Below are 12,358 nucleotides of genomic sequence, written 5' to 3'. Positions count from 1 at the left end.
TCTCCCGGTTCCGGCTGGTCGAGCGCGCGTGGACACGCCCTTCGCCATCACCGGCCCTGAGCAGCCGATGATCTAGCCTGACCTGGGAAGACGGGGACGGCTGCCGGGGGGGCGCATGTCGGCCAGGGGCGCGCTCGCCTGCGTCGCGCTGGGGTACGCGGTGCTCCAGGCGGCGACGGGCGGGCTGCGGGTTCCGCTGGATCTGGACGAGGCCGTGTACGCGAGCCAGTTCTCCGGGGACACCCCGCGGATCCCGTTCGCGGCGCACCGGTCGCTCGGCGAAGGGCTGCTCGCCGCACCGGTCACCCCCTGGACCTCGGACCCGGCGCTGATCCGCGTGTACTTCGCCGTGCTCTCGGCCGTCCTGCTCTACCTCGCCTTCCGGCCCTGGCTGCGGGTCCTGGACGGGGCGGCCGTCCCCGTCGCGGCGGCCCTGTTCGCCGTGCCGTGGGTGTCCCTGCGGTTCGGCGCCACCGTCCTGCCGAACATGCCGGTCGCGCTGGGGGCGGTCGCCGCGGCGGGCGCCCTCACCGCGGGAAGCCGCCGCGCCTGGGCGGCGCTGCTGCTGATCGTCACCGGGATCGGGCTCCTGCGCCCGACGGACGCCGTGTGGATCGCGGCGCCCCTGCTCGCGGCGGCGCTCGTGGTGCCCGGATGGCGGTGGCGGGCGGCGGGCATCGCGGGCGGGCTGGCCGGGGGATGGGGCGCCTGGCTGGTGGAGTCGTTCGTCCGGTTCGACGGCCCGGCCGCGCGGCTGCGGGCGATCCAGTGGGTGAGCGGCGAGGGCGGGCTGCACTTCGTCCTGCCGCGCTACCTGGCGACCTTGGACGGACGGGAGTCATGCCCTCCCGCCACGGTGGACTGCGGCCCGATCGGCGTCGCCACCGCCCTCTGGTGCGCCGGAGGCCTGGCCCTGGCCGTCGCCGGGCTGTGGACGGCCCGCGGAGCGGCCCGCCGCGCCCTCCTCGTCGCCACCGCGACCGCCACCGCCGTCGGAGGCGCCTACCTGGTGCTGTCGGAACTCGCCGTCCCCCGCTACCTGCTCCCGGCGCTCGCCCTGCTGTCCCTGCCGGCCGGCGCGGGCCTCACCGCGATCGTGCGCGCCGCGCGACGGCACGGCGCGAACCTGGTCCTCGCCGGCGCCGTCATCGCGGCGGCGCTCGTCCACGCCGGCCTGCAGATCGCGGAGGCGAGCCGCGTCTCACGCCGGGCCGACGTGGCCCTGTCCTGGCCCGTGGAGGCCTCCGGCGCCCTGGCCGCCCGCGGCGTGGACGGTCACTGCGCCGTCCTCGGACGGTTCGCGCCCCAGATCGCCTACCTGCGCCGATGCCGGGCGGCGGACATGCGGGACGGCCTGGGCGCCCGCGACGCGTCCGCGCGACTCACCCCCGCGAACATCGAGAGGCTGCGAACCCGGGGACTCCGAATAGCCCTGGTCACCGCAAGCCGCCCCACCGTCCCCGGCCCATGGCACGCCGTCCCCGTCCCCGGCACGGGACCCCGCCTTTACCTCTCAGGACCACCCGCACGCCCGACCCCGACCCACCCCCGTGCCCGCCCGTAACGCGGTGGCCATCGCGGTCACGGGAGTGGCTACGATCAAGGGCCACGATCGCTCAGGGGAAGGGAATCATGTCCGATCAGTACGAGGCGGTGTTCGCCCGGTACGACACCGACGGGGATGGGCAGCTCACCGAGGACGAGGTCACCGCGGCGATCGCCAGCCTGTTCCCGGCGGCCGAGGTGGACGACCTGTCGGGGATCGTCGGGGCTCTGTTCGCCGAGTACGACACCGATGACGACGGCAAGCTGTCGGTGACCGAGTTCGTGCCCCTGGCCGAAAACCTTCCAGAACTGGGCTCCCAGCCCTAACGCCGGGGAGACCTACTCTCGCTCCGAGAGGTCGGTGCTGGTCCGGTCGAGGACGGGGCGAGTCGTCCGGTCTGCGAGCAGGAGCGCGAGCCCGCCGAGCGCCAATAGGGCGAGGAAGATGCCCGAGCTGTAGGGGTTGACCAGGCTCGTCACGCCCAGGGTCGAGCCGCCGAGAAGTCCCGCGGCGGCGGCGATGCCGCCGAGGATGACGGTCGGCAGCGTCATCTCGCGGCGCCGGGCGGCGTGGAGCACCGCTCGCGGTGTTCCGGCGAGGGTGAGGGCTATCAGGCTTTCCCGCTGGTCGTAGATGCGTGCGATCGCCCCGATCACCATCGACGTGAGAGCGACCAGCGCGGCGACGGGAAGGACCAGGAGACTCACGACCACGCCGTCTCGGAGGAGCCACACGACCGGGGTGTCGTCGGACAGTCGCAGTTCCGGACCCCGCAGACCGCCATCGGCGAGCGTGGTGCGGACGCGGTTCCTGTTCGCGTCGCCGGAGGTGGCCACGGTGAGCGTGCCCCAGTCGCGCTCGGCCAGCCAGGACGGGGGCGCGGTCGCGGAGACTTCGGCAGGGACGCCGGCGGCCCGCAGGGCGTCCGCTGCCCCGGAAACGGCGTGGTCGAGATCGCGGGCGGGGAGCACGAACTCCAACCGATCGGCGCGCGCGGCGTAGTCGCCTTCGTTGCCGAGGCCGACGGGGAGGCAGACCGCGACGAACCCGGCGATGAAGGACGCCATGGCCATGCCGCCGACCGCGCGCCACGCGCCGCGCGGATCGTCGGCCAGACGGCGGCCGGCGATGAAGGTGGGGACACCCCTGGAGGTCCTGGCGAGCAGCCGGCCGAGGCCGCTGACGATCCATGGCCCGGTGGAGAGCAGGCCCCAGCCGAGGATCAGCAGGACGGTGAAGGCCACGGTCACGAAGGGGTTGCTGCTGCGCGTCCAGAAAAGTGCGACGGCGGCGCCGATGAAGAGCACGCTCCACCACCGCATGCGGGCGTCGCCGCGCTGGGCACCGCGATAGGTGCTCAGGGGATCGCGGACGGCGGACACAAGCCCGGACAGTGCTCCCAGCGTCAGCACAAGGACCACCGCCACCGCGGTCAGGAACGTGAGAGCGAGGCCGGGTTGGACATCGGCGCGGAACCAGCCTCCGCCCTTGATGGGGACCTGGGCGGCCAGGGGCAGCAGGAGCCGATGCGCCACGACCCCGGCGAGCGCGCCGATGCCGGCGAAGCAGATCAGCTCGGTGATGGCGAGCCGGACCACCTGGGACGTGCCGGCGCCGAGCAGCCGAAGGACGGCGATGCGGCGCCGTCGGCGTCCGGCCATCAGCCGGGAGGCCAGACCGCCGAGGCTCGCGAGCGGCAGGACGATCAGCACGGCGACCAGCAGGGCGATGTCGCGGTAGGTGGTCTGGTAGAGGTCCGCCTCCGTGGACCAGTGGTCGATCTTGGTCGGCGACAGGGACGCGGCGGCGTTCCACTGATGCTCGGGCCGCTCATCCGTCATCGACGGGTCGTCCGGGCTCCGGCCGACCACCGCGACCAGCTCGTCGGGGCTCTCCAGCAGGCCGGGACCCAGCACGGCCGAGACCGGGCCGCCGAAGCGGTCGCTGAGCTGGTCGTCGGGGAGATCGGTCATCAGCTCGGCGAGGGCAGGCGAGGCCCACAGCTCGCCCGGCCTCGGGAACCTGCCCATCCCCGGAACATCCGGCGGGTCCTCGACCAGGCCGGCGAGCTCGACCACCGCGATCGGGCGCTCGCCCGCGTAGTCGATGACGCCGGCCTGGATCACCGTGGGCCGACCGGCCGCCGCCTCCGGCGTCCGCCACGCGGTCCGCTCCGCCCGCTCGTCGAGGCCCTGTTGCAGCCCGAGCAGCAACAGCAGCACGAGGGTGATGACGGCACCGGCGGCGAACGGGAGCCCGGCTTCGAGACGAGCCGAGCGGCCGCTGCCGCGCAGCAACCGCAGCCACAGGCCGCGCATCAGCCGACGCCCTCGGTCGCGTGCCGGGTGCGCCCGTCGATGACGTGGACGGTCCGGTCGCACCGCCGCGCGATCCGCTCGTCGTGCGTGACCACGACGAGCGATGCCCGCCGATCGCGGACCGTCGAGACCAGCAGCGACATCACCTCATCACCGGTTTTGGTGTCCAGCGCGCCGGTCGGCTCGTCCGCGAACACCACGGCCGGCTCAAGAGCCAGAGCGCGAGCGATCCCGACCCGCTGGGCCTGCCCGCCCGAGAGCTGACCCGGCCGCCGGTCCTGGAGCCCCTCCAGCCCGAGCACCGGAAACAGCGCGGTCGCTCTGGCCATCGCGGCGCGCCGCTCGACGCCGACCAGCATCAGCGGCAGGGCCACGTTCTCCACCGCGGCCAGTTCCGGCAGCAGACCCGGAAACTGGAAGACGAACCCGAACTCGGTACGCCGCAACCTGGCGCGCCGCGTATCCGACAGCCCGCTCACGGAGGTGCCCGCGAAGACGACCTCGCCATGGTCGGGAGTCACGACACCGGACAGGCAGTAAAGGAGCGTGGACTTGCCCGAGCCGCTGGGGCCCATCACGGCGACCGACTCACCGTGGGCGACCTCAAGCGAGGCCTCGTGCAGCACGGTGTTGGACCCGTAGCTCTTGACCACCCTGTCCGCGGTCAGAACCGGCTCGGCGGCAGCGGTGCCGTGGGCGGCGTCAGTCACCGGCTCATCCTTTCATCCGTTTGGGTGACAGTAGCATCCAAGTGGATGAAAGGTGGCCGGCTCACTCGGGCGGAGCGGCCGCGAGCCGTCGCGCGATCTGACGGAGCACCTCGGCGTATCGGCGCGCGAACTCGGGGTCGGACGGGTCCAGGCCCGTGGAACGCCGGACGACCTGCGGGATCGCGACGGGTGCCAGTGCCGCGCCCATCAAGGCGACCAGCACCATGGCCGGCTCCAGGTCACCGGCCAGTTCCCCCTCGCGCTGCCGGCGCCGCAGGTCCGTGACCGCCGGATCTTCGGGAGACCTGGCGGAGCCCTGATCGGGTCGGCTGCTTCCGGTCAGGCCGTCCCACAGGAGCAACCGGCTGTGCCTCGGATCGGCGAGGACCGCGTGGAGGTGCGAAGCGACGAGCTCGTCAAGGGAGCCTTCCGGTGGGACGAGCTCAGCCTCGTCGGCCAGCCATTGCTCCTCTACAGCCCGGTACAGACCCTCCTTGCCGCCGAAGTAGTAGGTGATGAGCTGCTTGTTCAGCCCGGCTCGCTTCGCGATGTCACCGACCCTGGCCCCCGCGTAGCCCTTCGCGGAGAACTCGTCGAGTGCCGCCGCCAGCAACTGGGCGCGGGAACGCTCAGCGTCGCGGTGACGCTCACCCGGCGCGGGGCTTCGCCGCGACTTTGCGCGCCCACCCTCGGTGCGCGGTGTCGACGCCATGGCAGTCCATGCTCCCTCATTCGTCCAGAAGGACGACTATGCCACTGCCGCGGAAGCCGGGTGTCAGGAGCCGCGCCGGTCGGGTCGCCAGCGGGTGAGCCGCCGCTCGGCGAGGGTGAAGACTCCGGTGACCACGACGCCCAGCAGCCCGGCCATGGCGACGCATGTCCACACTCCCGCGTGGTCGCTGGACGTCTGCGCGCGGTAGAGCTCAAGGCCGAGACCGTCGGCTCCGGCGAGGAGCTCCGCGCCGATCGACACCAGCAGGGCCATGACGGCCGCGATGCGGATCCCGGTGCCGATGTACGGCAGCGTGCTCGGCAGCACGATCCAGCGCATCGCCTGCGTCCGCGACATCCGCAGGGTGCGGCCGACCTCCTTCGCCTGCGGCTCCACGTCGTGGACGCCGGCCATGGTCTGCAGGAGGACCGGCCACACGCACACCCAGACGATGAGCAGGATCTTCATGGAGAACCCGGTGCCCAGGGTAAGGACCGCCAAGGGGATCAGCGCGACCGGTGGTACCGACCGGCAGAAGTCGAAGAATCCCCGGGCGCTCCTATGGACGAAGTCGCTGCTTCCGAGCAGGCCGCCCAGCAGCACCCCCGCGGCGACCGACAGGAGCAGGCCCGCGGCCCAGGATTGCAGGGTCACACCGACGGAGCGCATGAGGTCCTCGTCGGCGGGGGAGGACCACAGCCGCGATCCGATCTCCATGGGACCGGGCACGGTCCCGTGACCGCCCAGATCGAACGCCGACGCGAGACTGAGCGCGGCGAGCAGGACCGCCACCAGCGCCGCACGTCCCGCCCAGATCACGGCGCGAGCGCCGCCTCGCGGGGACCGGAGCCGTGCGCTTTCCGGCGGGGCCGTGGTCGTCGTGGAGGTCATTTCGCATCCGGCTCGACGACCCACTCGGCGACCGGGCGGGGCTTCGCCGCCAGACCGGCTCCGTTCAGGAGGCGCGCGAGCTCCGCGAAGCGGTCCGGAGCGAGCTCGCCCTTCTCGGCGAAGACCCCGACCCCCTGGATCTTCGACGCGAGAGCCTTGTCGATCGCCGCGTACTTGACCAGGGCGGCCCTGATCAGCTCGGTGTCCTTGTTCGCGGCAACGGCCGCCTTGTTCATCGCCCGGACGAACGCCGCGAGCTCGTCCGGGTTGTCCTTGGCCCACTGGGTCCTGGAGAAGTAGGTCAGCTCCGGATTTCCGACCGCCACGTTGCCCAGCGAGAACAGCGGACGCTGGCCCAGGTCGCGGGCCTGGCTCAGGACCGGCTCCAAGGCCTGCCCGGCGTCCACCTCGCCGCTCGCGATGGCGTTCGGGATGTTCTGCAGCGGGAGTTTGACGAACGTGATGTCATCCGGCTCGCCTCCGTCCTGCTTGACGGCGAGCCGGGTCATCGACTCCTGCGCGCCGCCCAGCGTGAGCAGCGCGACCTTCTTGCCCGAGAGGTCCTTCGCCGACCGGATGGCCGGATCCTTGACGACGAGGGCATTGGACGATCTCTCGGCGTTCTCCGTGTAGACCGATCCGACGCCGGCGACGACGCTGAACTTGGCGCCCTTCATGATGGCCGGCAGGATGTCGGCTCCCGCGGCGGCACCGATGTCCATCCGGTTGCTCGACACCAGGGGGACCATCGCCGTCGTGCCGCCGCTCACGCTCTTGAACTCGACCTTCAGCCCCTCGTCCTCGAAGTAGTGCGCGTCCTTCGCCACCCACGGCAGGGCGAACACGGCGAAGGGCGACACCGCGACGGTGACCGTGGTGTCCTTCCCCGATCCTTCCCCCGATCCGCAGGCGGTCAGGGCCACCGCCGAGGCGAGGACGCATGCCGACCGCCGGGCTCGACGCGACAGCTTGTTCATGGCTTCTCCTTGGAATCGCCCCGAGTCACTTGCCTGTGTTCGGTCATTCGTGATGAGTCGACCTGATGGTGCGGAGAACGGTGCTGCGGAGTTCCGCGAACTCCGGCATCGCCCGTGTCGTGATCTGGTCGCGGGTGCCGAGGTCGATGGCGATGTCATCGGTGATGGACGCCGGCTCCCCGCGAAGCACCAGCACCCGGTCGCCCAGGTACACCGACTCGTCGATGTCGTGGGTGACGAGCAGGACCGAGACCCCGGTCTCCCGGCTGATGCGGAGCGTGAGGTCTTCGAGGTCGAACCTGGTCTGGGCGTCGACGGACGCGAACGGCTCGTCCATGAGCAGGATCCGCGGTTCGTCCACCAGGGCGCGGGCGATCGCGACGCGCTGCTGCATCCCCCCGGACAGCTGCCATGGGTAATGGTCGCCGAACCCGGCCAGCCCGACCTCCGCAAGCCGCTGCTCGGCCACGGCCCGGCGCGCCGACCGGCGCTTGCCCGCCACGCGGAGCGGCAGGGCGACGTTCTCGACGACGCGCATCCACGGCATGAGGGAGCGGCTGTAGTCCTGGAAGACGACGGACATCCCGACGGGCGGCCCGGTGATGACGGCCCCGGACATCCGGATGGCTCCGGCCGTCGGCTTCTCCAGTCCACCGAGGCAGCGCAGCAGCGTCGTCTTCCCGACGCCGGACGGGCCCACCAGGCAGGCGACCTCGTTCGCGTTGACCTCGAAGCCGATGTCGGCGAAGATCCGCCGTTCGCCCTGGGCGGTCGCGAAGGACTTCGCGAGCCCTTCCACGGCCAGCACGCTGTCGGCCGACACTGCGGCTTCCCCTCCGACCTGCACCGTCGTCATCACGAACCTCGATTCCGCATGTTGTAGTGCCACTTCAGCGCGACGCGTCGTTCGAACCGCCGGACGGCGAACGCGACGGCGTAGCCGACGATGCCCGCGGCGATCGCGCCCGCGTACAGGCCCGCGATCTCGAACCGGGTCTGGGCGTCGGCCAGATAACGTCCCACCCCCTGGGTGGACGAGTAGAGCTCGATGGCGACCATCGCCGTGATGGCGACGGACATCGCGGTGTCGACGCCGGCCATGATGCGCGGCGCCGCCGCGGGCAGCCTGACCAGCATCGTCTCCCGCCGGACCGACATCCGCAGCGCCCGGGCGGTGTCGCGGTAGCCCTGGTCGACGGACCTGACGCCGTCCATGGTCGACAGGAGGATCGGCCAGACGGCCGCCCAGGCGATGAGCAGGACCTCGCTGACCGACCCGATGCCGAGGACCGCGATGAAGAGCGGGACGAGCGCGATCACCGGCGTGGCCCGGAACATGTCCATGACCGGACCGCAGATGCCCGCCGTGATCCGCGACAGGCCGCAGGCGTACCCGACGACGAGGCCGACGACCAGGGCCAGGGCGATGCCGAGCACGAGAGCGCGCAGGCTCGGCAGCATGGTGTCGGTGACCCGCGACGAGAGGAAGTCCGAGACGAGGGCGTCGAGGCTGTCGGTGAGCGGCGGATAGTAGAGCGACGAGCTGCCGCGCGACGTGATGAACCACAGCCCCACGACGGCCACCGGCAGCCACAGTGCCGTCGCGCCGCGCAGGCACCGAGTCACGATCCTGCGGCGGCGTGATAGCATGATCATCTGTGGAGGTGTGCCCTGGGTGTCCGGCGGGTCCGTGCCCGGAACCGGCTTTTCGGCTTGAGCGTGTGTGCTCACCTGCGGTTACTCCATCGTGTGTCGCATCAACGCCGATCTCATCCAAGCACGAACGAATTGGCCCGCATCTGTCGGATCCGTACACTTTCGCTCGCAAAAGTGACGCATTCCTCGAAGCTGAGCAGCGCGTTCACGTGAAACGGCACACGTCGGGCGCGACTACCGCGTCACACCTTCAGGTCCGGACGAGGCGGCGGAGTCTCAGCGCCGCCTGGAGCTCCACCCGGCGGGACGCGAGGGGGCGGCCGAGCAGCGCCTCGGCCCTCTGCAGCCGGTTGCGCACCGTGTGCTCATGCAGGCCGAGGTGTTCGGCGGTCGCGACATGCGTGCCGAAGGTGAACGACGCCAGCATCGTCTCGCACAGCGTCCGGGCGCTGGCGGTGCCCGCGGCGAGGGGGCCCAGCTCCTCGCGCACGAACCTGGCGACCTCGACGATGTTCGAGGTCAGCATCGCCTCCAGCCGGACGTCCTCGTATCTGAGGACCGGGGGCGCGTCCGTCCAGAGCTGGCGGACGGCGGCCACGCGCGTGACGTCGTCATATCCGGACCGGAACCCCTCCACGCCCACCGCGGGAGTTCCCACGGACGCGGTCGTCCCCGCCGCGATGAGCGCTTCGACGACACGATCTCCGTGCTCCGGACGCCACGGGTGGGGACGCGACAGCCACACCACGACGTCGGACGGCGTCAACCGGACTTCGAGCGAGTCGGCCGCCCCGGACGCGATCCGCAGCCGCTTGGTGATCTCCTGGGTCGAGATGTCCGACACTTCCGTCAGCTGGATGGTGAGGTGCTCGGCGGAGAGGTCGTACCTCAGCGCCGGATAGAGATCCCGGGGCGGAGCCGGCAGGTCGCCGGCGAGGATCTGCCGGACGGTGTCGACACGGAACTGGAAGCCCGAGCGCCGGAGCATGTACTCGCGCTCGGTGTAGCCCGCGTCGACGCTCGTGACGACATGGTCGTACCAGGCCAGGAACATCGCGGTGCTCCAGCGGAGGCCGGCGGCGGACTCGCTGCTCGGCACCGGCTCCTCGTCCGCCGCCTCGGCGAGATGCTCCGCCCACATCGCCCACGTGACCCGCGCTCCCGTCCGGTAGGAGTGCTGCAACGCGGAGTGGGAGATGCCGAGCTGGGCCTGCATGCTGGCGAACTCGATCGGCGATTCGAGCTTCATGTCGTCGAGCGTGATCTCGCCGATGAGGAACCGCCGGAACTGGCCGAGGTTCGCGGTGATGCTCTTCTCGAGCATGGCGACGAAGGACGCGTCCTCCCGCCGGTCGGGGAACGCGGCCTCCACGTCGGCGTCGACGATCGCCTGGATGACCGGGCCGATGTCCCACGCGCGCGCCGCCCGCCCCACCCATTCCGGACGAAGGTCAGGATCGAAGGACTGGGACAGCACGGCCATGAGCACCAAGCCTCCTCACGCGTTCAGCCCTCACCGCCGAGGTCCACGTGCTCGATCGCCTCCAGGAACTCGTCCATCGTGGCCGCGCCCGTCATGGGAAGTGCGCAGGCCACGGCCTCGACCAGCTCACGAGTCCCGACACCATAACCGATCAGACGTTCCACCTGGACCGCCACGAGCGTGCGGCTCCCGCGCGCGGCCAGCGCCGGCACCAGGATGAGGCCGCGGGGAACCGGGCCCAGCACCGGCTCCCGCCATTCCGGGGAGCCGAGGCAATGATCGAGGAACTCCCGGTAGCGCAGCACCAGCTCGGGGTCGATGCCGGCCAGCCGCGGCCAGAGCGTCGCCTGCGGTGATGCCGGCGCGGGTACCGGCCACCGGTTCATCTCGGGGAACGGCGTCGATCGTTTCGGCCGGCCGCCTTCCGGCATCGCGCCGAACGGATAGGAGTCGGAGTTCGCCTGCTCGATCGCGTGCGCGACCCCGAGAACGGTGGAGTGGCCCACGGCGGGCGCGATGGCCTCGGCGGCCTCGATGATCACCTCATCGGCGACTCCCAGCCGGTACAGGCGGCGGACATGGTTCGGAGCGAACCGGTCGTCCCGCATCGCGCACAGGTGCGTGAGCGCGATCAGTTCCCGCATCTGTTCCGAGAGCACCTGGTCGTGGGTCGTCTGACCCGCATAGCCGTGGACGTAGCCGGCGCACCGATGGATGCGCCGCAGTGTCTCAGGTGCCACCTCGGCGATGATGCCGACCTCGGAGAAGGAGTCGCCGCGTTCCCGCAGCACCTGTTCCAGGGCGTCCTCTTCCAGGGCGCCCTCCCGGCCGGTGGCACCGCTCGCCTCGCTGGAGCCGGTCATGAGGTCTCACCGATGGCCGCGTTCACTTTGGGCATGACCTCTTCCGCCATCAACTGCATCGACCTCCGCCCCAGGTCGGGATCGACCCAGTCCATACCCGCGTACACGATCTCACCCATGGGGCCCGCCTCGTCACGCAGTGCCACGATCTGCTCGGCCACGTCTTCCGGGGTGCCGCATATGACGAGGCTGTCGAGAATCCCCTCCAGCGTGACGGCGCTGTCCGGCTGGTTCTGGTCGCTCTTGAAGAGGTTCAGGCGGCCGCCCAGCGCCATCTTCTTGAGCATCTGAGAGTAATAGAACCTGTACGGGCTGCCGGCGGAGTCCCGTCCGTAGGCGCGGGCGGTCGCGGCGTCGTCCGCGACGAAGATCGTGCGGGCCACCCGCCAGTCCGACGGCTTCGGCTCGGCGCCGGCGGCCTGCTTGCCCGTGACGTAGTTGTCCCAGTGGCTCCGCAGCCATTGGGAAAGTAGGAAGTTCGCCGAAAGCGGATGGAAGTCGCGCCGGCCCATCGCGATCACGCCCTTGGAGAAGGGCGCGACGACCGTGCCGACGATCTCGGGCCGCGGATCCTGCAGTGGGCCGCGGACCGCGCCCAGGCCCAGCTCAGGATTCATGGTCCGCTCGGTGGTCACGTACCACCGATCCCCGGGCTCTCCGATGTTGTACGGCGGCGTTCCGGACCAGATGCGCAGGATCGCGTCAATGGACTTCGCGAACATCGCGTTCCGGTCCTCATCGAGGATGCCGAGAATCTCCGCGTCCGAGGGCAGCGCTCCCGGGCTCACCCCCAGAATGAAACGTCCGTCGCTCAGGTGGTCGAACATGGCCGCGTTGGCGGCCACCAGGCTGGGATGCACGTGGGAGAGATTCGTCGTGCCGGTCCCAAGGAGGATCCGCTTCGTGGATTGGATGAGCGTCGCCATGAACAGCATGCTGTTCGTGACGTTCTCATAGAGATCGGTGAGATGCTCGCCCATGAAGGCGTCGTGGAAACCGAGTTCATCGGCGAGCATGATCGCCTGTCGGTCCTCTTCGAGGGTCGCGGTCCAGCCGCGGCCGGCCGGGTGCATAGGCATCGCGAAGTATCCGAGTCGCATCGGCTGAGGTCTCTCTCGTGAGTCGGTTCTGATGTTCAGTGAACCGACCGACACGAGCCGGAACAGTGGCGCGTTCCGCCATGTTCTGGCCCAGACTTCGAC

At 70.7% G+C, this 12,358-nt stretch carries 12 protein-coding genes; 2 read left to right on the top strand and 10 right to left on the bottom strand.

Translation table 11 applies throughout. The features are described 5' to 3' along the window. Positions 1-115 precede the first annotated feature (115 nt). Entirely contained in the window at positions 116-1,564 is a 1,449-nt protein-coding gene (locus tag K8Z49_RS18070) for a hypothetical protein (RefSeq protein WP_412519892.1), read from the top strand. 68 nt (positions 1,565-1,632) lie between these two features. Beyond that, entirely contained in the window at positions 1,633-1,872 is a 240-nt protein-coding gene (locus K8Z49_RS18065) for an EF-hand domain-containing protein (RefSeq protein WP_021591866.1), read from the top strand. A gap of 12 nt (positions 1,873-1,884) precedes the next feature. On the opposite strand, the gene K8Z49_RS18060 is transcribed toward K8Z49_RS18065, so the two are convergent. The 10 genes from K8Z49_RS18060 to K8Z49_RS18015 form a co-directional block, all read right to left on the bottom strand. Beyond that, positions 1,885-3,864, bottom strand: coding sequence for an FtsX-like permease family protein (locus K8Z49_RS18060; protein ID WP_412519890.1), 1,980 nt, complete (start codon positions 3,862-3,864; stop codon positions 1,885-1,887). Then, positions 3,864-4,574 carry an ABC transporter ATP-binding protein gene (locus K8Z49_RS18055; RefSeq protein WP_412519888.1) on the bottom strand — a complete coding sequence of 237 codons (711 nt, stop codon included), beginning with the start codon at positions 4,572-4,574 and terminating at the stop codon, positions 3,864-3,866. Before K8Z49_RS18055 ends, K8Z49_RS18060 begins: the two co-directional genes overlap by 1 nt. Before the next feature lie 61 nt (positions 4,575-4,635). Then, positions 4,636-5,286 (bottom strand): TetR/AcrR family transcriptional regulator, encoded by a 651-nt coding sequence (locus tag K8Z49_RS18050; RefSeq protein ID WP_024934076.1) that lies wholly within the window; start codon positions 5,284-5,286, stop codon positions 4,636-4,638. A 63-nt stretch (positions 5,287-5,349) separates the two neighbouring features. Then, on the bottom strand, positions 5,350-6,177 hold the full coding sequence (locus K8Z49_RS18045) for an ABC transporter permease (RefSeq protein WP_412519886.1): 828 nt from the start codon (positions 6,175-6,177) through the stop codon (positions 5,350-5,352). After that, a complete protein-coding gene (locus K8Z49_RS18040) occupies positions 6,174-7,154 on the bottom strand; it encodes an ABC transporter substrate-binding protein (RefSeq protein ID WP_021591871.1) in 981 nt (326 codons plus the stop codon). Before K8Z49_RS18040 ends, K8Z49_RS18045 begins: the two co-directional genes overlap by 4 nt. Before the next feature lie 43 nt (positions 7,155-7,197). Next, entirely contained in the window at positions 7,198-7,977 is a 780-nt protein-coding gene (locus K8Z49_RS18035; protein ID WP_235206261.1) for an ABC transporter ATP-binding protein, read from the bottom strand. Positions 7,978-8,009: 32 nt separating this feature from the next. Further along, complete coding sequence (locus K8Z49_RS18030; RefSeq protein ID WP_412519883.1) at positions 8,010-8,810, bottom strand: ABC transporter permease; 801 nt, start codon at positions 8,808-8,810, stop codon at positions 8,010-8,012. A gap of 250 nt (positions 8,811-9,060) precedes the next feature. Next, positions 9,061-10,293: a PucR family transcriptional regulator gene (locus K8Z49_RS18025; protein ID WP_412521095.1), complete on the bottom strand. Its 1,233-nt coding sequence runs from the start codon at positions 10,291-10,293 to the stop codon at positions 9,061-9,063. Between the two features lie 23 nt (positions 10,294-10,316). After that, on the bottom strand, positions 10,317-11,156 hold the full coding sequence (locus K8Z49_RS18020) for a carboxymuconolactone decarboxylase family protein (protein ID WP_021591875.1): 840 nt from the start codon (positions 11,154-11,156) through the stop codon (positions 10,317-10,319). Then, on the bottom strand, positions 11,153-12,256 hold the full coding sequence (locus K8Z49_RS18015; protein ID WP_021591876.1) for an LLM class flavin-dependent oxidoreductase: 1,104 nt from the start codon (positions 12,254-12,256) through the stop codon (positions 11,153-11,155). The genes K8Z49_RS18020 and K8Z49_RS18015 overlap by 4 nt, the downstream gene beginning before the upstream one ends. Positions 12,257-12,358: the final 102 nt, after the last annotated feature.

Source organism: Actinomadura madurae (assembly GCF_047130825.1).
GTDB lineage: Bacteria > Actinomycetota > Actinomycetes > Streptosporangiales > Streptosporangiaceae > Spirillospora > Spirillospora madurae.
This window is presented reverse-complemented; position numbering and strand designations above follow the sequence as displayed.

What these genes read in the sequence shown, in the direction of transcription:
- K8Z49_RS18070 (WP_412519892.1), top strand. Translation starts at nt 116, where the DNA reads ATGTCGGCCAGGGGCGCGCTCGCCTGCGTCGCGCTGGGGTACGCGGTG.
- K8Z49_RS18065 (WP_021591866.1), top strand. Translation starts at nt 1,633, where the DNA reads ATGTCCGATCAGTACGAGGCGGTGTTCGCCCGGTACGACACCGACGGG.
- K8Z49_RS18060 (WP_412519890.1), bottom strand. Translation starts at nt 3,864, where the DNA reads ATGCGCGGCCTGTGGCTGCGGTTGCTGCGCGGCAGCGGCCGCTCGGCT.
- K8Z49_RS18050 (WP_024934076.1), bottom strand. Translation starts at nt 5,286, where the DNA reads ATGGCGTCGACACCGCGCACCGAGGGTGGGCGCGCAAAGTCGCGGCGA.
- K8Z49_RS18045 (WP_412519886.1), bottom strand. Translation starts at nt 6,177, where the DNA reads ATGACCTCCACGACGACCACGGCCCCGCCGGAAAGCGCACGGCTCCGG.
- K8Z49_RS18040 (WP_021591871.1), bottom strand. Translation starts at nt 7,154, where the DNA reads ATGAACAAGCTGTCGCGTCGAGCCCGGCGGTCGGCATGCGTCCTCGCC.
- K8Z49_RS18030 (WP_412519883.1), bottom strand. Translation starts at nt 8,810, where the DNA reads ATGATCATGCTATCACGCCGCCGCAGGATCGTGACTCGGTGCCTGCGC.
- K8Z49_RS18025 (WP_412521095.1), bottom strand. Translation starts at nt 10,293, where the DNA reads ATGGCCGTGCTGTCCCAGTCCTTCGATCCTGACCTTCGTCCGGAATGG.
- K8Z49_RS18020 (WP_021591875.1), bottom strand. Translation starts at nt 11,156, where the DNA reads ATGACCGGCTCCAGCGAGGCGAGCGGTGCCACCGGCCGGGAGGGCGCC.
- K8Z49_RS18015 (WP_021591876.1), bottom strand. Translation starts at nt 12,256, where the DNA reads ATGCGACTCGGATACTTCGCGATGCCTATGCACCCGGCCGGCCGCGGC.